This window comes from Wolbachia endosymbiont (group A) of Acrocera orbiculus, from assembly GCF_947250015.1.
GTDB classification, from domain to species: Bacteria; Pseudomonadota; Alphaproteobacteria; order Rickettsiales; family Anaplasmataceae; genus Wolbachia; species Wolbachia pipientis.
Genome location: NZ_OX366272.1, coordinates 570,871 through 593,578, shown reverse-complemented (window position 1 = coordinate 593,578; position 22,708 = coordinate 570,871). Strand labels below are relative to the sequence as shown.

19 protein-coding genes and 3 pseudogenes are annotated in these 22,708 nt (G+C 36.0%); 14 read left to right on the top strand and 8 right to left on the bottom strand.

Going from position 1 to position 22,708, the window contains the following annotated elements:
* Window positions 1-9: 9 nt before the first annotated feature.
* From OOL03_RS02970 to OOL03_RS02950, 5 genes and pseudogenes are all read left to right on the top strand, one after another.
* Window positions 10-354: a DMT family transporter gene (locus tag OOL03_RS02970; RefSeq protein ID WP_007548372.1), complete on the top strand. Its 345-nt coding sequence runs from the start codon at window positions 10-12 to the stop codon at window positions 352-354.
* 266 nt (window positions 355-620) lie between these two features.
* Window positions 621-1,764: pseudogene (locus OOL03_RS02965) on the top strand (transposase).
* Window positions 1,765-1,914: 150 nt separating this feature from the next.
* A pseudogene (locus OOL03_RS02960) lies at window positions 1,915-2,037 on the top strand (IS630 transposase-related protein); the annotation flags it as partial.
* Between the two features lie 71 nt (window positions 2,038-2,108).
* A pseudogene (locus tag OOL03_RS02955) lies at window positions 2,109-2,225 on the top strand (tRNA pseudouridine(38-40) synthase TruA); the annotation flags it as partial.
* Between the two features lie 75 nt (window positions 2,226-2,300).
* Window positions 2,301-3,160, top strand: a protein-coding gene (locus tag OOL03_RS02950) for an IS630 family transposase (RefSeq protein WP_264707019.1) whose coding sequence is annotated in 2 segments (ribosomal slippage) — window positions 2,301-2,625 and window positions 2,625-3,160 — 861 coding nt in all. Because the reading frame shifts where the segments join, the coding sequence is not laid out codon by codon here.
* Between the two features lie 78 nt (window positions 3,161-3,238).
* Here OOL03_RS02950 and putA read toward each other — a convergent pair.
* The 3 genes from putA to secB form a co-directional block, all read right to left on the bottom strand.
* Window positions 3,239-6,379, bottom strand: coding sequence for a bifunctional proline dehydrogenase/L-glutamate gamma-semialdehyde dehydrogenase PutA (putA, locus tag OOL03_RS02945; protein ID WP_264707606.1), 3,141 nt, complete (start codon window positions 6,377-6,379; stop codon window positions 3,239-3,241).
* A gap of 134 nt (window positions 6,380-6,513) precedes the next feature.
* Window positions 6,514-9,099, bottom strand: coding sequence for an aconitate hydratase AcnA (gene acnA, locus OOL03_RS02940; protein WP_264707605.1), 2,586 nt, complete (start codon window positions 9,097-9,099; stop codon window positions 6,514-6,516).
* 14 nt (window positions 9,100-9,113) lie between these two features.
* A complete protein-coding gene (gene secB, locus OOL03_RS02935) occupies window positions 9,114-9,617 on the bottom strand; it encodes a protein-export chaperone SecB (RefSeq protein WP_038250204.1) in 504 nt (167 codons plus the stop codon).
* 164 nt (window positions 9,618-9,781) lie between these two features.
* Between secB and OOL03_RS02930 the strand changes: the two genes are divergently transcribed.
* The 9 genes from OOL03_RS02930 to OOL03_RS02890 all read left to right on the top strand — a co-directional run bounded on the left by OOL03_RS02930 (window position 9,782) and on the right by OOL03_RS02890 (window position 17,479).
* The gene (locus OOL03_RS02930) at window positions 9,782-10,432 is read left to right on the top strand and encodes a Tim44/TimA family putative adaptor protein (RefSeq protein ID WP_010962367.1); all 651 of its coding nucleotides are present in this window, start codon (window positions 9,782-9,784) and stop codon (window positions 10,430-10,432) included.
* A 17-nt stretch (window positions 10,433-10,449) separates the two neighbouring features.
* Complete coding sequence (dnaQ, locus tag OOL03_RS02925; protein WP_065094937.1) at window positions 10,450-11,145, top strand: DNA polymerase III subunit epsilon; 696 nt, start codon at window positions 10,450-10,452, stop codon at window positions 11,143-11,145.
* 44 nt (window positions 11,146-11,189) lie between these two features.
* Entirely contained in the window at window positions 11,190-11,798 is a 609-nt protein-coding gene (locus OOL03_RS02920) for an SCO family protein (RefSeq protein WP_010962368.1), read from the top strand.
* A 349-nt stretch (window positions 11,799-12,147) separates the two neighbouring features.
* Window positions 12,148-13,116, top strand: a complete 969-nt coding sequence (locus OOL03_RS02915; RefSeq protein ID WP_236514440.1) for an IS110 family RNA-guided transposase — start codon at window positions 12,148-12,150, stop codon at window positions 13,114-13,116.
* 5 nt (window positions 13,117-13,121) lie between these two features.
* On the top strand, window positions 13,122-13,367 hold the full coding sequence (locus OOL03_RS02910) for a hypothetical protein (protein ID WP_264707604.1): 246 nt from the start codon (window positions 13,122-13,124) through the stop codon (window positions 13,365-13,367).
* A 95-nt stretch (window positions 13,368-13,462) separates the two neighbouring features.
* Window positions 13,463-15,850 carry a DNA topoisomerase (ATP-hydrolyzing) subunit B gene (gyrB, locus tag OOL03_RS02905; RefSeq protein ID WP_264707603.1) on the top strand — a complete coding sequence of 796 codons (2,388 nt, stop codon included), beginning with the start codon at window positions 13,463-13,465 and terminating at the stop codon, window positions 15,848-15,850.
* Window positions 15,851-16,056: 206 nt separating this feature from the next.
* Window positions 16,057-16,380: a hypothetical protein gene (locus tag OOL03_RS02900; protein WP_264707602.1), complete on the top strand. Its 324-nt coding sequence runs from the start codon at window positions 16,057-16,059 to the stop codon at window positions 16,378-16,380.
* A gap of 33 nt (window positions 16,381-16,413) precedes the next feature.
* Window positions 16,414-17,273, top strand: a protein-coding gene (locus tag OOL03_RS02895) for an IS630 family transposase (RefSeq protein ID WP_264707034.1) whose coding sequence is annotated in 2 segments (ribosomal slippage) — window positions 16,414-16,738 and window positions 16,738-17,273 — 861 coding nt in all. Because the reading frame shifts where the segments join, the coding sequence is not laid out codon by codon here.
* Window positions 17,270-17,479, top strand: coding sequence for a hypothetical protein (locus OOL03_RS02890; RefSeq protein ID WP_264707601.1), 210 nt, complete (start codon window positions 17,270-17,272; stop codon window positions 17,477-17,479). Before OOL03_RS02895 ends, OOL03_RS02890 begins: the two co-directional genes overlap by 4 nt.
* Window positions 17,480-17,493: 14 nt before the next feature.
* Here the strand turns inward: OOL03_RS02890 and ispG are convergent, their stop codons facing one another.
* The 5 genes from ispG to OOL03_RS02865 all read right to left on the bottom strand — a co-directional run bounded on the left by ispG (window position 17,494) and on the right by OOL03_RS02865 (window position 22,630).
* Window positions 17,494-18,774: a flavodoxin-dependent (E)-4-hydroxy-3-methylbut-2-enyl-diphosphate synthase gene (ispG, locus tag OOL03_RS02885; protein ID WP_077188516.1), complete on the bottom strand. Its 1,281-nt coding sequence runs from the start codon at window positions 18,772-18,774 to the stop codon at window positions 17,494-17,496.
* A 16-nt stretch (window positions 18,775-18,790) separates the two neighbouring features.
* Window positions 18,791-19,411 (bottom strand): TRP75-related protein, encoded by a 621-nt coding sequence (locus OOL03_RS02880; protein WP_065094679.1) that lies wholly within the window; start codon window positions 19,409-19,411, stop codon window positions 18,791-18,793.
* A 188-nt stretch (window positions 19,412-19,599) separates the two neighbouring features.
* Complete coding sequence (locus OOL03_RS02875; RefSeq protein WP_264707600.1) at window positions 19,600-20,082, bottom strand: hypothetical protein; 483 nt, start codon at window positions 20,080-20,082, stop codon at window positions 19,600-19,602.
* A gap of 154 nt (window positions 20,083-20,236) precedes the next feature.
* Window positions 20,237-22,351 (bottom strand): FtsK/SpoIIIE family DNA translocase, encoded by a 2,115-nt coding sequence (locus OOL03_RS02870; RefSeq protein WP_264707599.1) that lies wholly within the window; start codon window positions 22,349-22,351, stop codon window positions 20,237-20,239.
* Complete coding sequence (locus tag OOL03_RS02865; protein WP_006279515.1) at window positions 22,352-22,630, bottom strand: YggT family protein; 279 nt, start codon at window positions 22,628-22,630, stop codon at window positions 22,352-22,354.
* Window positions 22,631-22,708 lie beyond the last annotated feature (78 nt).

Here is a 22,708-nt window from a genome sequence, read left to right as displayed (position 1 = left end):
AGTTTATGCATGAATTGGATATATTTACTCTTATCGTCACTAATTGAAGTGTTCTGGGTCATAACACTTAAGCATAGTTGTGGATTTACTCATCTCGTACCATCAATAATTAGCATATTCTCCATGGCTCTTAGTACATATTTACTTTCGCTCGCTACACGTTCTATACCTATCGGAGTATGCTATGCAATTTGGACTGGAGTGGGCGCTATAGGAGCTTCGATACTTGGAGTTTACCTATTTGATGAACCAGTTAATTTATTCGAAGTAATATGCTTTATTTTAGTTACATTCGGGATTATAGGATTAAAATTGTTTGATACTGCAAAACAAACTGTTGATAAAATGGAATAAAAGATCCCACTGGGATGAAAGAAGCAGATACTCCATATTGTCATGCAAATTGGAATCCAGACTTTTTTCTATATAGCATGGTGAAGACGGGAAACCGTAACCGTTCACACAATGGCGTCAACTTAAGGAAAAATGTCAGAGATTGTGTATAAAATTTCTCTCTAAATTTTTTATCATTAAATTATCCAAAGAGTGCAAGAAACAGCACTTTTGTTTCTATTTTATTGCAACAAAAAAGTTTAAAATGTGTCTTTTTTAGGTGAAACATGCAAAAAGGAAAAAACCTTATTCTACAAATTAAAAATGCAATATACTCGAAAACTTTTCAGAAAATCCATTGTGTTGAGTTTTACACGAACAAGAAAACTTCCTTTTTCGAAAGTATTTTCTATGATTTTAAAGTTAGTTAAAAAAAGTTTGGGAATAGAATGTGAACTTATGGAGCCATTGACATGTACCCTCAAAGCAAGCTTTTTCTAAAGCAAGGTATAAGATTTGCCATACAGGCTTTCAAGAATTTAAGCATCCAAACAGCCTATCAGGATGAACCTGAGTTGGAGAGGCTATAGACTTATTGCAGCAGATGGTTCTGGTATGAGATTACCCAGCTCTGGGGAAATTGTATCCGAGTTTGAACCAAATGGAACAACAGGCACCATTGGCAATTTGTTTGTTGATTTGTGTACTTCATTGATTTGCAGTGCTCGTCTTGCAGCTTGGAATATAGGTGAACAAACGTTGGCGGCAGAGCAATTACCCGAAGTTATCACTCAAATGCGTTTATTAAATCAAGAGAAATTATTATTTATCTATGATCGTCTTCAGTAAAATTCATTCAGCAGCATTATGATTTGGAAGTAGATTTTATTTTTCGCTTGCAAAAAAGAAATTATAGTAAGCTATGGGAACGCTGGCGAATTAGATTTTGATTTTATATTAGAAAATGAAAAGCTAAAAAATAAAATGAAAGGACAGAAAGTAAGAGTTATAGTGCTGACATTAGCCAACTGAGAAACAGAGTTTTTGACCGAGACTTTGGAGCAAAGCTTATGTGTTAAGGTGGCACATAGAGGAGTGCTATAAACGACTCAAAGTAGGAGCAGAGTTAGAGAATTTTTCTGGAGAGGCTGTATTACAAGAATTTTGGGCAAACTTGGTCATGTGCAATATATTATCGCTTCATATATGTGATGCACAAGGGCCTTGGAACCCAGATCAAATTACTGAGTATCGTTTAAATTTTTCAGTTTTATTTAGTGTAATGAGACAGAAACTCTATCAGGTACTTATTGCGCCAAAAAACTTTCAAGCCCTTTTTAAGTATACGTGCTAAAGTTAAAATCCGACCGGGACAGCCGCAATAAAGTAGATAAGCCTAAACGCCATCATGTCTTTAGGAGAGTTTGCTAATGAAAATTCTTAAGTTGACGTCATTGGCTGAATGGATACGATTTATTTCAGTGCATGAGCTGGTCCTTTTCGGATTTTAGCGCTGTGTACATATAGCTCTTTTCATAGAAGTCCGGATGTGATAAGGATAGATAATGATAAGGAGGTTGAATGCCAGCAGCATATAGTTATGATTTAAGAAAAAAAGCAATGGAGGCGCTAGACGAAGGAGAAAGCAGAGAAGCAGTGGCAGCAAGATTTAAGATTGGACGAACTACTTTATGGGAGTGGCAGCACTGTAGGCTTGACCATAAATTATGTTAAGATAGAAAATGACTATTTTAGATAGAGCTTGATGTAATGCAGTGCGATACAAAATAACGGTAGAATATAATGGTAGTAATTTCTCTGGTTGGCAAAAACAGCAACACTCTGCTAACTCAATCCAGGAGAAGATAGAAAATGCTATATTTAATTTTAGTGGTGAGAAAGTTATAGCTCTTTCGATAAAAGTCCGGATGTGATAGGATAAGGATAGATGATGATAAGGAGGTTGAATGCCAGCAGCATATAGTTATGATTTAAGAAAAAAAGCAATGGAAGCGCTAGACGAAGGAGAAAGCAGAGAAACAGTGGCAGCAAGATTTAAGATTGGACGAACTACTTTATGGGAGTGGCAGCAAAGAAGAAAAGAAACAGGAGACTTTCAATCAAAAAAACTTGGAAATGGGGGTTACAATCACAAAATTACCGACTGGGATACCTTTGCCAAATTTGCCAGAGAACACGGAGGAAAGACTCTATCGGAAATGGCTAAACTTTGGAACAACGTTAGTATCCAAACGATCTATCGAGCCCTTAAAAAAATTGGATTTACGCGCAAAAAAAGACATATGGATACAAGGAAAGAAACGAAGAAAAACGTGCTGAATTTTTGAAAATTATAGCGACAAAAGAACCTAAAAACTTAGTGTATATAGATGAGTCTGGCATTGATAACACCGAAGACTACCCCTACGGATATTGCCAGAAAGGACGGCGGTTTTATGCCTTAAAATCTGGAAAGAAAACTCAACGAATCAGTATGGTTGCAGCCTTAAGTGGAAGAAAGATAGTTGTTCCGTTAACCTTTGAAGGCCACTGTAATATGGATGTTTTTAATGGATGGTTTGAGCAATTTTTGACACCGATCTTGGAACCTGGACAGACTGTCATTCTTGACAATGCTACTTTTCATAAGTCTGATAAGATTATCGAGCTTGCTAAAGGGGTTGGTGCAGAAATTTTGTATCTGCCGCCTTATTCTCCAGATTTCAACAAAATTGAGCATCATTGGTTTGCTATAAAAAACAGAGCCAGGAAAAACATTCCTCTATTCGAATCCTTTCTTCGTGCTGTTGATTCTGCCTTCCTATGACCTGTTTGGACTATTATGAGAAATGCTATAACTGCACGAACGTCTAGTTTAGGGGTAAGAAAAATTAGGGCCTGCAAATTAATCCAAACACATAAGTGTAGTGTTACCACCAAATGCTGTAGTGTTAACACTTACAACTTTTTCTGTAGAAAAACGCTGTAAATAATGAGAACCACCAGCTTTTGGCCCAGTGCCAGATAGTCCTCTACCACCAAATGGTTGTATCCCAACTGCTGCACCTATCTGGTTACGGTTAATGTAGACATTTCCAACTGATATTTTTTTACTTATAGTATCAATTTGACTTTGTATACGACTCTGCAAAGAAAACGTGAGTCCATATCCAGTACTATTTATATCACTTATAACTTCATTTAATTGTGACTTGTTAAAACGTATGATATGTAAAATAGGACCAAATACTTCTTGCTTTAATTGCGAAATTTTTTGTATTTCATAAATATATGGAGGAAAGAAATAACCATTATGAGAATTTGTATCCATGGGTACTTTAAATAACAGATTTGAATCTTCGTCCTCTGACATTTTTTGCGTATGTTGAGTTAGCATATCGATAGATGCTTTGTCAATTATTGGACCAATATCAGTACTAAGTTGTATTGGGTCACCAATCTTGAGTTCTTGCGCTGCACCGCATATCATTTTTATCTGCTTCTCTGCTATGTCCTCTTGAATAAACAGCACTCTAAGTGCAGAACAGCGTTGACCACTGCTACGAAACGCAGAAAGCAAAGCATCCATAGCCACTTGCTCTAAAAGAGCAGAGCTATCAACTATCATAGCATTGAGCCCTCCTGTTTCAGCAATAAGTGGCACAATAGGACCATCCCTATTTGCAAGCATTTTATTGATTATTTGAGCAGTTTGTGTTGAGCCAGTAAAAGCTATTCCGGCAATTCTATTGTCTGGAACTAATATTTTGCCTAAATATCCACCATCTCCAGGAATGAGGTGTAACACATTCTTTGGTATCCCAGCTTCATGTAGTATCTTAACAGCTTCGTAGGCAATAATCGGCGTTTGCTCTGCCGGTTTTGCCAGCACTGCATTACCTGCTGCAAGTGCAGCTGAGACCTGCCCAATGAAGATAGCGAGCGGAAAATTCCACGGTGATATGCATAAGAAAACTCCTCTGCCTTCAAAAAAGATGAAGTTATCTTCACCTGTTGGGCCCGGCAATTTTTTCCAGTCGCTCAGTTCATTTTTTGCTATCATTGCATAATAACGCAGAAAGTCGATTGCCTCTCTTACTTCTGCTATTGCATCGGATAAAATTTTTCCTGCTTCCACAATCAGAATGTAAATTAACTCTTTCATCCTTTCCTCAAGCAAATCTGCAGCTTTTTCAAGGCATTTAGCGCGCTCTTCTGCTGAAACATTCTGCCACTTAGCAAAAGCACTGTGTGCTATTTCAAGAGCGTTTAAAGCTTGATCGCTTGTTGCACTTGACACTTCTCCAATTACATTTTCCAAATGTGCAGGATTCACTACTTCGATAAATTCAGCATTATCAAATAGTGCTTTTCCATCAATTATTGGTCCAATTTGCCACTTTTTTTCACTAAAACCCTTTATATCATCTGCAAATTGTGAGACTATCACAGAATCACTAATATCCATCCCCAAGGAATTTTTTCTTTCTGGTCCCAAAATATCTTGTGGTAATGGAATGCCTGGATGAGGTTCATAATTAAAATTTATAGCTTTTTCCAGTGGATCTGAAATTAACTCATCGATTTTAACGTTAGGATCACTTATTTGATTAACAAACGAACTATTAGCTCCATTTTCAAGAAGGCGTCTTATAAGATAAGGCAACAAGTCACTATGTTCCCCAACGGGTGCGTAGACACGACAGCTAACATTTGTTGCAAGCTCTGACATTGCATAATCATATAAGTCTTTTGCCATTCCATGTAAGCGTTGAAATTCAAATCCAGGGTGGTTTTTATCAGCAAGTTCCATGATAGAAGCAAAAGTATAGACGTTATGAGTTCCAAAGCATGGGTAAAAGCTGTTTGGTTTACTCAAAAGTTTCTGTGCGCACACGAGGTAAGATACGTCAGTATAGCTTTTTCTTGTAAATACTGAGTAATCATTTAATCCCAATTCTTGCGTACACTTGATTTCTGAATCCCAATATGCACCTTTTACAAGCCTCACCATAATTTTGTGCTTTGATCGAATAGCAACATCCTCTACAAAGTCAAGAACAGATAAAGCACGTTTTTGATATGCTTGTACAGCCAAGCCGAGCCCTTCCCACTCAGAAAGTGATTCATCAAGCCGTAATTGTTCAAACAAGATTAAGGAAATTTCAAGCCTTTCTGTTTCTTCTGCGTCTATGCATAGTGAAATGTTGTATTTTTTTGCCTCGCGGCAGAGCTCTAAAACCTTAGTGAATATCTCACCAGCAATTCGGCCAAATTGACTAAATTCATAACGTGGGTGTAAAGCAGAAAGTTTGATTGAAATTCCATGGGATTTAAAACAATCATTTATTTCAGTGGATTCACCTATAGCTTTTATTGAGTGCATGTATGAATTAAAATACTCTTCTGCATCCTCAGTTGTGTGAGCAGCTTCGCCAAGCATATCAAAAGAGTATAAAAACTTACTATTGTCATCTAGTTTTGCGTACCTTAAAGCTTCTTCTATGGTTTCTCCAACAACAAAATGATTACCAAGCATAGACATTGCTTGTTTTACTGCTTTGCGAATGATCGGTTCTCCTAAATTCTTAAGTAACTTAGAAATTGCGTAATAGAACTTCGAATCGCCTTCATTATCTCTCAATATACTGCTACCTATCATTAAACTCCACGTGGAAGCATTGACGAACAATGAAGAAGAATATCCTAAATATTTACTCCATTCTTGATTGGCAATTTTATCTTTGATTAGCTCGTCTATTGTATAATCATCTGGTATTCTAAGTAGCGATTCAGCAAGGCACATCAATGCTATTCCTTCATCATTGGAAAGCGAGTATTGCTGCATAAAGGAATCTACAATACTTAATTTATTGTGTTTGATTTTTTCAATAACTTGTTTTGCAATATTATAAATTCTATTTTTTGAATCAGCCGAAAGCTCTGCTTTTTCTACAAGATAACGTATATAACTCTTTTCATCAGTACGATAAAATCCTTGTAAACGTTTTCTGAGTTCATTAGGTTCTTGTATAGAGCTTATCATATATAATTATCTCCAAAAAATACTCCGACACCATATGTATGGTGAAATTATATCATAACTTTGCGCAGAGCAAATTGCTATTTACAAAGGGATCAGGGCTGGCTAAAAGAAGTCCATGCAATAACTTCACTAAATCAAAAAGATTGTGCAAGTATGTAGCTCAACACTCCACCACACATCAAGTATTTAGTCTCAGTTGCGGTTTGTACACAGCATTTGAGTTGAATTGATTGCTTTGAATTATCCTTTCTTTTGATGATGCATTCTAGATTTCCACCTGGCACTATTTCACCTTTTATGCTTATTACCTCGCTACCATCAAATATCTTTCTGGTTATTCCATTTTGGAATATAAGTGGAAGAACACCCATGCCGACCAAGTTGGACCTATGTATACGCTCAAAGCTTTCTGCAATGACAACTTTAACCCCCAACAATAAAGTACCCTTTGCTGCCCAATCCCTACTTGAACCTGTGCCATACTCCTTTCCTGCCACAATGATGAGAGCTTCCTTGTAGCGCATTGCTGCATCAAAAATCGACATAGTTTCTTGAGAAGGAATATATTTTGTATAGCCGCCTTCGATGCTTACCATTTCATTTTTTATTCTAATGTTAGCAAAAGTCCCACGCATCATTACATTGTGGTTACCACGACGAGACCCATACGAATTAAAGTCTTGTGGCTCAATTCCAAGATTTTTTAAATATATACCTGCAGGACTACTTGAGGCAATATTTCCAGCAGGGGAAATGTGGTCAGTGGTTACGCTATCGCCAAACATTGCCAATATTTGTGCACCTTTTATATCGATTTTATTATTTTTAGGTGATAAATTATCAAAATAGGGCGGATTTTGTATGTAAGTGCTATTTGCATCCCAATTATAGATTTCACTTTTTTCACACTTTATCTTTCGCCAATGTTCATCACCAGAAAAAACATCCTTATACTTTTGTATAAACATCTCACGTGTTACCACATTTTTAACACAATCTTCGATTTCATTGTTTGTTGGCCATATATCCTTGAGATGGACGTCATTTCCATTCTTATCTTTGCATATTGAATCTTTTGTCAGATCAATTTGCACAGTACCAGCAAGTGCATATGCAACAACAAGTGGCGGAGATGCCAAGTAATTAGCTTTGACTAACGGATGAATTCTTCCTTCAAAGTTACGATTGCCAGATAAAACTGCAGCAACGGTTAAGTTTTTGTTTTTAATGCCATCTTCTATATCTTTATTAAGTGGACCAGAATTCCCAATGCAAGTTGTGCAACCATATCCAACTAGATTAAAACCCAAAGCATTTAGATCTACCTGCAATCCAGACTTTTCTAAATATTCTGTTACAACTTGTGACCCTGGAGCAAGAGAAGTTTTAACCCAAGGCTTTGATTTTAATCCAAGTTTAATTGCATTACGAGCTACAAGACCTGCAGCAATCATCACACTTGGATTAGAAGTATTAGTGCAGCTTGTTATTGCTGCAATAACTACACTTCCATCTTGGAGTTTATCGCTTTCCTTTGACTCATTAACTAAAAATGATTTAGAAAAAGACTCTGCCACTTGTGAAAGAAAAACCTTATCTTGTGGTCTTTTGGGACCAGCCATTACTGGCTCCACGCTTGATAAATCAAGCTCTAGTGTGTCAAAAAATGCTAACTCGTCACTACTACGCCACAGTCCTTGCTCTTTCGCATAAGCCTCAACTAGCTTAATCAGCTTTTCTGGCCTTCCGGTTAAGCTTAAATAATCTAGCGTTTTTTGATCAATTGGAAAAAATCCACAAGTTGCGCCATACTCCGGGGCCATGTTTGCTATAGTGGCTCTATCTGCCAAAGATAAATAATCTAAACCATCACCATAAAATTCTACAAACTTACCAACAACGCCTTTTGTTCTTAGGATATTGGTAACCGTCAGCACTAAATCGGTCGCAGTTACTCCTTCCGACAATCTGCCAATTAATTTAAATCCAACTACTTCTGGAATCACCATACTAATTGGTTGACCAAGCATCACAGACTCAGCTTCTATGCCTCCAACACCCCAACCAAGAACTGATAATCCGTTAACCATTGTAGTATGGCTGTCAGTACCAACTAAAGTATCAGGATATATGACTCCATCATTATTACACACAACTTGCGCTAAATATTCAAGATTCACTTGGTGGCAAATCCCTGTGCCAGGCGGCACTACTCTAAAATTTGTGAAGGACGATTCTCCCCACTTTAAAAATTGATATCTCTCCAAATTTCTTTTTACTTCTAGCTCAACATTCTTACTGAATGCGGAAACACTTCCATAATTATCTACTTGAACAGAATGGTCAATCACAAGATCAACCGGTACAGAAGGATTTATGTTGCTCGGGTTTCCTCCATTTTTCTTAACATAGCTCCGCATTGAAGCTAGATCAACAACAGCAGGAACCCCTGTAAAATCTTGCATCAACACCCTTGCTGGTTTATAGCTAATTTCGTGATTAGTGTGTTTATTAACGCAGTCTGCTAGTACTCTTATGTCATCCAGCTTTACGTTTACTCCATCTTCATTACGCAATAAATTTTCAAGCAGCACCTTAAGTGAGCAGGGCAATTTAGTTACATCTGTCCCTAAAAATTCACTAGCACTACTTAGGCTAAAATAGTTGTATGACTTCCCGTCAATGTTTAAAGTCGTTTTTGCGTTTAAAGAATTGTTCATCCTATCACACTATATTAGTTAAAATTGGAATTACTACCGTTACTTTTTTGTTGTTGACCTTGCTGCTCATACATAGTTTCAAAATCTATAGGATCTAGCATCAGTGGGGGAAATCCACCACTACTTGTAACTCTTGCAATTATTTCTCTTGCAAAAGGAAAAAGAAAAGTAGGTCCACCAATAAACAAAGCTTGTCTTACTTCTTCCTCACTCAACTCTTTTAAATTTTCTATTGAAAAAATGCCACAATATTTCGTTTCACAAATGAAAGCTACGCCATCCTTTATGCCTTCATCTTTTACCTTTGCTTTGACTTCTATATGCAAAGTAATTTCATGGAAAGATTTTTCTTCATTCACTTCTTCTTTGTTTTTCGTCCCTTCTAATTTTGCTGAATTGATATTAACCATTACATTAATATCTGGAGCTTTACTAGAAGAAAGGAATGGCGAATTCGGATTCTCAAATGATAGATCTTTAACATATTGACCGTGAATTCTCATTTTTTGTTGTGGCATTTCTTACGTCTCCTTTAATTAAGTTGAGATATTTAATACTTTCTTATATAATATATTCATTTACAAACGAATAGCAAACCTGATTATAAGTTGATATGAAAAACATATTTTCATTAATAATTAATAATGTTCGGATACTTTATATGCCAAGGAGTTGAGTTACTATGATAGAGCTTGTAATATATGCTTTATTAGCGGCGTTCATTTTTTCACGTTTGTATAATTCTTTAGGAAGGTCAGCCAACCTCAACCTAAAAAAGCTAACTAATGTATTGGATGTAAGCCGAAGTAGAGAAGATGTAGTAGAAAACATTGAGGGTTACATTGATAGCAATGATGAAAATTCAATAAAAGTTACTTATAAACAAATATTAAAAAAAAACAAAGATTTTTCTATTTCCCACTTTATAGAAGGTTCAAGCATAGCTTTTGAATTAATAATAAAATGTTTCAATCAAGGAAATTTGTCTCAGTTAAAACCACTTCTCGATAAAGACTTATATGATAATTTTGCAGAGAAGATTAAACATCGTAAAGAGGTGCACGAGTCTATAATTGTTTCTATCGTTTCACAAAAGATTTTAGAAATAAAGCTAGTAAAAAACGCAGTGTTTATTGCAGTATATTTCCTTTCAGAGCAAATTAACTTCGTTAAGAACAATGAAGGAGATATAATATCAGGTAGTACATCCACTATTAATAAAGTTGAGGATGTATGGCAATTCAAAAAAAATGTTAATTCATCAGACCCGAGCTGGTTGCTTGTTTCTATTCACTATAAAAAGACAAGTAACGATAAGACAAATGATAAGTAAGATGAGTTTTATTTGAAATGGAAAGCAAGCTACGCGAAATAGTACTTGACACTGAAACGACAGGTCTTGACACTGAATCTGGTCATCGAATTATTGAAATAGGGTGTGTGGAATTAATTAACCGCATTCCAACAGGTAAAGTATTCCATCGGTACCTTAATCCAGAAAGAGATATACCTTATCACTCGTTTAAGATTCACGGTATTAGTGAAGAATTTTTAGAAGATAAACCATTATTTTCAGATGTTGCACTTGAATTTCTTGACTTTATATCTAATGATATTTTGGTAATTCACAACGCTGAATTCGATGTTAAGTTCCTTAACATGGAGTTAAGCAAGCTGAATGCTGGGTTAATTTCCTCAGACAGAGTGCTAGATACATTACCTCTTGCGAGGAAAAAATTCGCAGGATCACCTGCTTCTTTGAATGCATTATGTAAGCGTTTTGATATATCGCTAGAGAATAGAGAATTGCACGGAGCACTAGTTGATGCTCAATTGCTTGCAAAGGTATATGTTGAACTTACAGGAGGGTTACAAACCTTTCTGTTTGATAATGAATGCAATCAGGACAGTAACTCCACATTCGTTCAGCATAAAGTACGTAATCTAACTCCCAGAGAACATTTACCAAATAGTGAAGAAATTGATGAACATAAGAAACTGTTAGACAAAATTAACAATACACTTTGGAATAAATATATTGAATAGGTTAACCAATAAAGATACAATTCAATTTTACTGAGAGCATTCTAATGGTAAGGTTTATAAGATTATTATCTAATGTGCTAGCAGCATTAGCAGTTGTTTTTTTAGGTTATTGTTATTTCACTAAAAAAGGCATATTTGCCCCAGCAGCGATTCACAACGCAGAAGTTAAGATAGGCGGAGATTTTTCTTTAATTAATCAGGACGGACAGATCTTGCGCAGTAGTGATTTTAAAGATAAATACATGATGATTTTCTTTGGGTTTTCCTCATGCAAAAGAATTTGCCCTATGAACCTTGGAATAATTTCAGAAACACTTGCAAAGTTAGATGAGAAAACTAACAACAAGCTACAAACATTCTTCATCACAGTCGATCCTGAGCGCGATAGCACGGAAAGACTTAAAGAATTTCAGCAGCAATTTGACCACAGAATACAAATGTTAACTGGTGAAAGAGAAAAAATAGACGAAGTAATTGCAAAGTATAAAGTATATGCTAGCAAAGTTGGTGGAGAAGAAGAAATCAACCATTCTTCAATAATGTACCTTATTGGCCCTGGAGGAAAATATGTTACACACTTTGCAGCTGATTTAAATTCAGACGAAAGTCAATCTGATAAGATTTTGGCTGAGATAAGAAAATACGTAAACTGAATTATAGATTTTTCTGTTAATTAGTCGAGCATGCAACTGCATGAGCATTATGATTTGAGAGCAATCTCCATGGGAAGACACACACAACTGCACGAACGTTGTAGTTTGGGAGCAATTCCCACCAGTGGGGTGTCATCCCAGTGCGTGACACTTGTATCTTTATGATGTGAGGCATTAGAGCTAAAATACCTCACAGGGAGGGTGAAGCTGATGCGACACTAATGCCATTAAGCCAGATTTTGCTTCCCTCCCATAGAGTTAAAGACTGAACAGTATCTTTTGGAATTATATCCCGTATTACAAGGTTAGTCTAAACTCTCAGTTTATTTATAGTCTTGGAGGCAATTTTATGCAAGTAAATGCTATTTTGGGTGTGGATATTTCAAAAAAGAAATTTGATGTTTGTTTGTTAGTGGACAGTAAAAAACGACACAAAGTCTTTCAAAATAATCAAGATGGTTTTGCAAAACTTGTAGTTTGGTGCAATGGCCATGGAGCAAATCTTACTCATTTATGTCTTGAAGCAACTAGTTGGTATGGAGAAGATTTGGCTACTTTTATGCACGATTTAGGACATAATGTCAGTATAGTAAACCCAGCCCAAATCAAAGCTTTTGGCAAAAGTGAGCTGCTCAGAAATAAGACAGATAAATCAGATGCAGCTATGATAGCTAGATTTTGTATCGCCAACAAACCTGCTCTTTGGAAGCCCATTGCACCTGAAATGAGGCATTTGAGGGAGCTTTACCGTTGCATGCAATCGCTAAAAGATGATAAGGTGCAACAGACAAATCGCTTGGAAAACAAAAATATGCATTCCAGTTGCAAAGAAGCTATATCTAAAGTAATTTTGGCAATAGAGGAGCAAATTATTGTTCTCGAAAAAGAAATTAATGAGCATATAAATAACTATCCACATCTAAAAAATATGGTGGAAAACCTTAAGACTATAAAAGGTATAGGATATCTTACTGCTGTTGCTGTTGTCGCAGAAATGCCATCAGTTGATAACTTTGACAATGCTAAACAATTTACAGCTTTTGCTGGTCTAAATCCAGGACATTATCAATCGGGATCGTCAGTAAGTAAGAGAAGTTGCATATGCAAAATAGGATCTGAGCGTATTCGAAAAGCTCTTTATATGCCAGCTATAGTAGTCAAAAACCATAATAATCATTTTCAAAAGTTTTGTCAGCGTCTAGCAAGTAAAGGCAAATGTCCAAAAGTCATAGTTCTTGCGTTAATGCGAAAATTAATGCATGTCTTTTTTGGTATTCTTAAAAATAATCAACCATTTAATTGTAATTTTGTTGGATAATTTGTTTGACAGCAGAGACAGTATCTGGGATCCAGCTTCTATGCAACTTAATTAAAAACGTTTGTTTTAGCGTAAGACAACTACCTTTAGCTCATCAGCTCAGTTATAAGCAAAATTTCTGGATTCCAGTGTCAAGCACTGGAATGACATCATCTGTTGTGCAATTTACCTTCAAAAATGAATGTTCGTACAGTTATGGAAGACACATCGGAATGACACTATTTGCTGTCTTCAAAAATAAACATTCGTAAAGTTGTGCTTTTAATATGGGTTATCAGTTTAAAAATGTTGCTAATCAGCATATATGAATGTAATATTAATTAACATTCATAAACGAAGCAATACCATGGAAAATAGTTATAATGCCGATGCAATAAAAATCTTAAGGGGTCTTGATGCTGTAAGGAAACGTCCAGGTATGTACATTGGTAACACTGACGATGGATCTGGCTTGCACCACATGGTATATGAGGTTGTTGATAACGCAATAGATGAATCTTTAGCTGGATATTGTGATCAAATTGAAGTTAGCATAAATAAAGATGGTTCAGTATCTGTAACTGATAATGGTCGTGGCATTCCAACTGACATTCATGAAGAAGAAGGAATATCAGCAGCAGAGGTAATAATGACTCAACTCCATGCTGGTGGTAAATTTGACAGCAATACCTATAAAGTTTCTGGGGGATTACATGGTGTTGGAATCTCAGTTGTGAATGCATTATCAAGCTGGTTGGAATTAATTATTTGGCGCAATAAGAAAGAACACTTTATGCGTTTTGAAGATGGTGAGTCTATTGAACCTTTAAAGGTAGTCAACGAAAATACAAACAAAAGAGGAACTAAAGTCACGTTCATGCCATCAACAGAGACTTTTAATGGCATTAATTTCAGTTACTCAACGCTTGAAAGTCGTATAAGAGAATTAGCATTTTTAAATTCAAATATCGACATTACTTTACGTGATCTGCGCAATGAACCATATACAGAATCTCATTTCAATCAGAGCAATCAATCTAAAGACAATTTTGGTACAGCAAATTTTGTGCAGTATTTAGATAAGAATAAGACACATGTAACTAAAATTGCCAGTATGAAAGGAGATGCAGAAGATCTTGGCATCAGCTTGGAAATATCGATGGAATGGAATGATTCCTACTATGAGAATATGTTGTGTTTCACTAATAATATACGGCAACGAGATGGTGGTACGCATTTGGCAGGATTTAGATCTGCACTAACTAGATGTATCAATACCTATGCAACTAATGAAGGGTTTTTAAAGAAAGCAAAAGTAAATTTAACTGGAGAGGACGTTAGAGAAGGTTTAACTTGTGTTTTATCTCTTAAGATGCCTGATCCTAAGTTTTCTTCACAAACAAAAGATAAACTAGTTAGTTCTGAAGCACGTGCAGTTGTAGAAAGTATAGTTTCTGATAAATTGAGCACAATCCTTGAAATTGATCCCAAATTGGCAGCAAGCATAGTAGAAAGAGCAATCAGGTCAGCAAAAGGAAGAGAAGCTGCAAGAAAAGCGCGCGAGCTAGTTAAAAGCAAAAACAATATTGATATTGCAACTCTGCCAGGAAAGCTTGCTGATTGTCAGGAAAAAGCTCCTGAGTTATCGGAATTATTTATAGTAGAGGGTAATTCAGCAGGTGGTACTGCAAAGCAGGGGCGTAATCGTAAAACACAAGCAGTGCTTGCCTTAAGAGGAAAAATTCTAAACGTAGAACGTGTAAGTTTAGATCGTATTTTTTCATCTGCAGAAATAGGCTCTTTAATTACTGCAATTGGTGCTGGAATAGGGAGTGAACACTTCGATATTGAAAAAGCTAGATATCATAAAATTATCATCATGACAGATGCAGATGTTGATGGTTCACATATAAGAACTTTGATTCTAACTTTCTTTTTTAGACATATGCGTGAAGTTATTGAAAAAGGTTACTTATACATAGCACAGCCACCCCTCTATAAAGTTACAAAGAATGCCAAAGACACTTATATTAAAGATGACGAAACTTTTGAAGAGTATATAATAAACTCAGCAGTTAAAAGATTAACACTAAGTGGTACAGCTACAGAATTTAACAACTTGCGCCTTATTTTGAATAAATGCGTTAGCACTTCTAATATTAGCAAAAATTATGATAGAGAAATACCACAAAATCTCTTAGAGTCATTGCTAATTTTAAGTAAAAAGAATGCTCTATCATCGGCTGATGAGATATTAAAGTATTTGAAGTTAATGTACAGCGAATACACTTGGGAAGTGGAAATAAAAGATGAAGAAAAAGAAATTCATATCTCTAAATTGTTTCAAGGATTGGCAGACAAATATATATTTGCACTTAGTATGCTTGAAGGCAAAGATATGCAAAACATATTAAGTTTGCTTGATGGTATAAGTAATTTATTTAATGGTGATTCATTTTTAAAGTCACAAGAAACTGAAATAAGAATCACTTCTCCAAGTACGCTTGCAAAAATAATAATGGACTATGGTAAAAAGGGTTTAACTCTGCAGAGATTTAAAGGTCTTGGTGAAATGAATGCTGATCAGCTATGGGATACTACGTTAAATCCTGAGGCTAGAACTTTACTAAAGGTTGAAATAAAAGATTGTGAAGAAGCTGATTCCATATTTTCAATACTAATGGGTGATATAGTTGAACCACGCCGTGATTTTATTAATAGCAATGCACTCAACGTGCATGATGTTGATATTTGAACTTTTAGCAAAATGTACGAACGTTACGGGTTTAAGCAAAGACTGTGTCATTCAAGTAGCTGACACTGGTTCCTTTATAACGGTGTCATTCCAGTGCTTGACACTGGAATCCAGTTATTTGGATTTTGACTCTCATATAAAGACCAAGAGACTAGGCAGTATTTCTAAAGCTTATACAAAGCATAAAATGGGTTTACTGTTGCATAGTGCCTAGCAAAGACGGATTACCTTTAGGTCTATCTTCCCAACAATGTTGGGCGCGTTCTATTAGGGAAGAAGAAACGGCACAAGAAAAGGCAAACAGAAAATACCGTACCTCCATAGAAGAAAAAGAAAGTTATAAGTGGATAACAGCTCTCAAAGAAACTATAAACAACCTTCCTCCAAATGTACAACTTGTTACCCTTGGTGATAGGGAAGCAGACATCTTCAAATTTTTATGGGTGGCTGAGACGTTAGGTAGTTTTTATGTAATCCGCAATCGAGCTAATAGAAGATTTATAGCTCTTTCGATAAAAGTCCGGATGTGATAGGATAAGGATAGATGATGATAAGGAGGTTGAATGCCAGCAGCATATAGTTATGATTTAAGAAAAAAAGCAATGGAAGCGCTAGACGAAGGAGAAAGCAGAGAAACAGTGGCAGCAAGATTTAAGATTGGACGAACTACTTTATGGGAGTGGCAGCAAAGAAGAAAAGAAACAGGAGACTTTCAATCAAAAAAACTTGGAAATGGGGGTTACAATCACAAAATTACCGACTGGGATACCTTTGCCAAATTTGCCAGAGAACACGGAGGAAAGACTCTATCGGAAATGGCTAAACTTTGGAACAACGTTAGTATCCAAACGATCTATCGAGCCCTTAAAAAAATTGGATTTACGCGCAAAAAAAGACATATGGATACAAGGAAAGAAACGAAGAAAAACGTGCTGAATTTTTGAAAATTATAGCGACAAAAGAACCTAAAAACTTAGTGTATATAGATGAGTCTGGCATTGATAACACCGAAGACTACCCCTACGGATATTGCCAGAAAGGACAGCGGTTTTATGCCTTAAAATCTGGAAAGAAAACTCAACGAATCAGTATGGTTGCAGCCTTAAGTGGAAGAAAGATAGTTGTTCCGTTAACCTTTGAAGGCCACTGTAATATGGATGTTTTTAATGGATGGTTTGAGCAATTTTTGACACCGATCTTGGAACCTGGACAGACTGTCATTCTTGACAATGCTACTTTTCATAAGTCTGATAAGATTATCGAGCTTGCTAAAGGGGTTGGTGCAGAAATTTTGTATCTGCCGCCTTATTCTCCAGATTTCAACAAAATTGAGCATCATTGGTTTGCTATAAAAAACAGAGCCAGGAAAAACATTCCTCTATTCGAATCCTTTCTTCGTGCTGTTGATTCTGCCTTCCTATGACCTGTTTGGACTATTATGAGAAATGCTATATCTGTACTGAAGTCGGAAAAACAGATTTGCAAACACGCATCACTCAACTGCCAGTAAAAAAGAAAATTTCTCTAGAAGTTACTAAAGGTGGAAACCAGAGATCAAGAAAAGCTAATATTGAAGTTAAGTATATGAAAGCCTATCAGATCTTCTTCCATTTATGGGTAAGGTCATAATTAACCGTGAAAGGTTACGTGTAATGCTTCTTCACATAATTATCAATAATTGCCTTAAATTCTTCAGAGACATTATCACCTTGTAAAGTTTTGAAATATTTGCCGTTTTTGTAGACTGCTGAAACAGGTTTTTCTCCATATCCAGGTAAGCTGATTCCCAAATTTGCGTGTTTGCTTTCTCCAGGACCATTTACTATGCATCCCATAACAGCAATGTTCATATGCTCTACACCTGGATTTTTTTTCTTCCACATCGGCATATGAGTTTTTATATAGCCATTCACTTCTTCAGTTAATATACGAAAACGATCGCTGCTCGTGCGCCCACAACCAGGACATGAATTAACCTGAGGGTTAAAATATCGCAAGCCTATAGACTGCAATATTTCCTGACACACCACCACTTCATTAGTACGCGATTCACCAGGACGTTGAGTCAAAGAAGCCCGTATTGTATCTCCAATGCCATTTTGCAATAAATAAGTAAGCCCTGCTGCGGTATTTACCACACCTTTATTGCCCATACCAGCCTCAGTTAAACCCAAATGCAGCGCATAATTGGAAGATTTTGCAAGTGCCATATAAACTAAAATTAAATCTTGCACTTTGCTAACTTTACATGAAATGATTATTTTGTTTGAATTTAGACCAATTCCTTCAGCTTTTTTTGCACTATCAAGAGCAGACATTACAAGTGCTTTGCGCAGTATAACATCAGAAGGCCTTGAATTACTAAGCGAAGAGTTTTCATCCATCAATTTTTGCAAAAGGTATTTATCAAGACTACCCCAATTTACCCCAATTCTAACCGGAAGATCGTGCATTATTGCATACTCTATCACCCTTTCAAACTTCTCATCACGTTTGTCGCCAAAGCCTATATTGCCTGGATTGATTCTAATTTTACCCAGCATTTTGATGTTGTCTGGATAATCTTGAACTAATTTATCTAGCTCATATTGACCGCAGCCTACCAATATTTTACCGTCAAAACCTTCTTTATTTATCTCTTCTACTATATAAGGTATTGCTCTTGCTACCTCCTCTGAGTTCAAGGCAATTCGCACCAATTCTGAACCTGTACGCGCTAGTTCTGTTATCTCTTTTGCATAATGTTTTGCGCTACTTTTTATATTATCAGAATCTATATGCACACCAAGCGCCATAGATTGTACAACTACAGGATTATTTCCGCCTATCTTTACTTTTCCAACTTCTACAACATGAGTTTTGTGCCTGGAAATTGGCGATAATTCACATGCATCGTCATTCAATATCAGGTCTGTATCTAGCATATTATTAATTGTGATACTATTTTACTGTGTCAGCTACGCTGCCAAACGAACTTGAACCATTCAAACTATAAGCATCTACGTTATCCAAATTAGCAATAGAATCATGTGAGCACGTTCTTCTTGAAGGAGTTTCTTTTATAGTGATATTTATAGGAGAAACTTTCTTTTCTCGTGTTGAAGTAACTTTCTTCCCTTCTTGTTGTTCACTTTCATGCTGCTTACTTTCATACTGAGAAACTGGCTCTTGATCTATAAATACAGCACCCTTTAAACGTGCGATATTAATACCATGCTGATTTATCATAGCGCTCTCTTCATCGTCGACTATGCACGCTTCCATGTCATTTGGCTCATTATCAAGACTAGCAATTTTTTTCTCTTTTAATTTTTTGATTAGATCTTCTTTATTTATAGCTCGATCTTGTGACTTTTTTTTCTTGAGCAATTCCCTACGCTTCTCATACAGTTTATATGACTCAGCAAAATCCTCATCTGTATGAAAGTTTGCACCACCAGGGTTACCAGGAGGTATGTATCTCTTACTGAGCTTAGATTTAGCTCCAGCACTATGCACAGTAAAAAAGCTAGAAACCAAAAACATTAATATAAACAAAACTTTAGAAAAAATCCTAAGCATATGGTGCTATAGTAAATATCGTGTTTTAAAAGATAGCAATTAACAAACTTTAAGTAAACCAGAATCTTTACTAACTTTACAATACAAATATTTTTCTAAAAAGTGATATGTTTACTATCAAAAAATCTACATAGGCTAAGAGAAGAGGAAGGTGTTACAAGTTGCGTAACACCTTTTCAAGAAAAGTGTTATGCAGCTATATGTTTGTCAACTTTTAAGTCATTCCGTAGTTTTTTAGTACCATCGGTAGCATCTACATTATTAAGTTTTGCGTCTGGTGTATCTTTAGACAAGTTCTTTTCTTTCTCCCTTTCACACTTAACTCCCTGATAGATACAGAATGCAACAAAACTAGTTATCGCTATTACGGCAACAGCAGTGGCTATGGTACAAATTAGTAGTGTTTTTTCTTGATCTGCTACTGCCTCTGCAAGTGTTTCCACTTTTTTTTGCAGGCCGTTTAAGTGCTCTTGCATACCTTGAAACTGCTCAGTACCAATCTTGTCTTTTAATGCACTAAAAACTTTTTCAAACTGCTCAGCATCTATCTTTTGAGCTTCTTGCCATTCTTTTAATGCACCAAAAACTTTTTCAAACTGCTCAGTATCGATTTTTTGACTTTCTTGCAATTCTGTTACACCTAACCAATTGCACAAAATTCCTTTTACCATTTTAACCCCCTAGTTAATTAATATATTATAATTTTACATTCCCAATGTTTAAATTATTATTAAATTAACTGTCATTATGTATTGACCTTTTAATAATTTTGTTTGACTTGCTTTTTGAAAGTGCGGAAACTTAAATTAAGGTATTACAAGATTGTTATTCAACCAATATCTCTCTTTTCCCTGAGTAATTTGGAGCGCTGACAATACCTTCCTTTTCCATTCTTTCAACGATGTTTGCTGCTCTGTTATAGCCTATTCTAAGCTGCCTTTGAATGTAACTGGTTGAAACTTTTTGATCTCTTTGAATGATGGCCACTGCTTGGTTATAGAGGTCATTTTCTTCATCCTCCGTTTCATCGTGTGACTCTGTAGAAGAATTTTCATCTTCTTTAGTGATTTCCTCCATGTAGTTTGGCTCACCTTGCATTTTCAGATGATCAACTATATCTTGCACCTCATTATCACTTACAAATGGGCCGTGAACTCGAATGATCTTACCACCAGAGGCCATATAGAGCATGTCACCCATGCCGAGCAATTGTTCAGCCCCTTGTTCGCCAAGTATTGTACGGCTATCTATCTTAGAAGTAACAGCAAAACTGATTCTCGTTGGAAAGTTCGCCTTTATCACACCTGTGATCACATCCACAGATGGGCGTTGTGTTGCCATTATGATGTGTATTCCTGCAGCACGAGCCATCTGAGCTAAGCGTTGAATAGAGCACTCTATTTCTTTGCCGGCAACAAGCATCAAATCTGCCATTTCATCCACGATCACTACAATATATGGAAATGTTTCCATCTTGATTGGTATTTTTTCAAACAGAGGTTTGCCTGTTGTTGAGTTAAAGCCAATCTGCACAACGCGCTCCAATTCTATTCCACTATTCATCGCTTCTGTGATTTTTTGATTATAGTTTATAACATTGCGTACATTCAAATACGACATCATGCGATAGCGGTTTTCCATTTCTTTCACTATCCACTTAAGAGCGACTACAGCCTTTTTTGGCTCTGTTACCACTGGCGTTATTAGATGTGGTATTGCATCATATATTGAAAGCTCAAGCATTTTGGGGTCGATCATTATCATCTTGCATTCGTCAGGACTTAATCGATAAACGAGTGAAAGAATCATAGTGTTAATCGCAACTGATTTACCAGACCCTGTGGTTCCAGCAACGAGCAAGTGAGGCATTTTAGTTAGATCTGCAATAACTGGTTTTCCACTTATTTCTTTGCCAAGCGCAATTGGAAGATTTAAGTTTGCATTTTGGTATTCTGGTGATTCAAGCAAATCACGCAGCATTACAATTTCCCGTTCCTTGTTCGGCAACTCTATTCCCATAGCATTTTGCCCACGAATTATTGAAATACGTGCAGAGAGTGCACTCATCGAACGTGCAATGTCATCTGCAAGGCCAATTACTCTTGCAGATTTCGTACCAGCTTGTGGTTCAAGTTTGTATAAAGTCACAACCGGCCCATAGCATACACTGATAATTTTTCCTTGCACGCCAAAATCACTCAGGACTTGTTCCAGCAGAGATAAATTTTTATTGCTCTCCATTTCATTCAGCTGTTTTCTCTGCAAAGACTCCTCTGCTTTGGAAAGTAAATGAATGCTTGGAAATTCGAACTCACTGAAAATTTCTTCGGTAGCTTTTTTCTGTCTTTCTTTTGGTTGTTGTTTAGTAGTGATTTTAGTTCTATGTTTTTCTTCTACTAATAATGGTGCAATTGAATACTCAGTAGTTTTATGTGATCTGAAGAATGGAACATTTACAAATAAGCAAGCTATTTTTTTACATAAGAAGAATAGAGAGTAAATTGCTCTCTTCCAACCAACAGATCCTACAAGACCTATTAATGTTACTATCACAAATACATAAAACGGGCAGTTATTAACGAGTGCATTCCCTATTATTCCACTGTGTCTGTACCTTGCTGTGATGCCTAGCGAAAGTTGTGGTAATATAGCACATACCCCTAAATTGATTAATATTAAATAGAGAATTTTCAGCAGTATTTTTGCTGGCCTGAAGATCAACAAGTAAACTATGGTTGTAGCTATTGTAACACTAGTTAATCCAAGAAATTGAACCAATATATCAGCTAAATATGAACCTACTATTCCACCTAAATTTGTCACTTCCTCATTTGTAGCCGTGTTTAAGGAAGGATCTTTATAGTTATAGCTAAAAACTGATATATATATATATATTAAAAGGGATAGATATATTGCTGATTTTAGATATTTTTTTAACATCTACCTAAAGTAGTAAGCTACTGTATATTTTACAAAGTGAATTGTTATTAGCAATATCATTATAGATAAATCTAATCCGTTGAACGGTGGTATATATCTTCTAATAATCTTTAGTGGTGGATATGTCAATTGGTTCAAGATGTGCATTATGCTACTGACAGTTTCATTATATATGTTCACCATATTAAGTTTAACCAGCCAGTTTAGGACAACCCAACATATTAGAATGAAGCTATAAAGATCAAGTAACGTATTGAGTAGATATATGATTGGATGCATACATATCTATTACACGAAAGTTATATAAAAGACAAGTATTTAGCCTTTTCAAACTCAAAATGTTGTTTTTGCTGAACC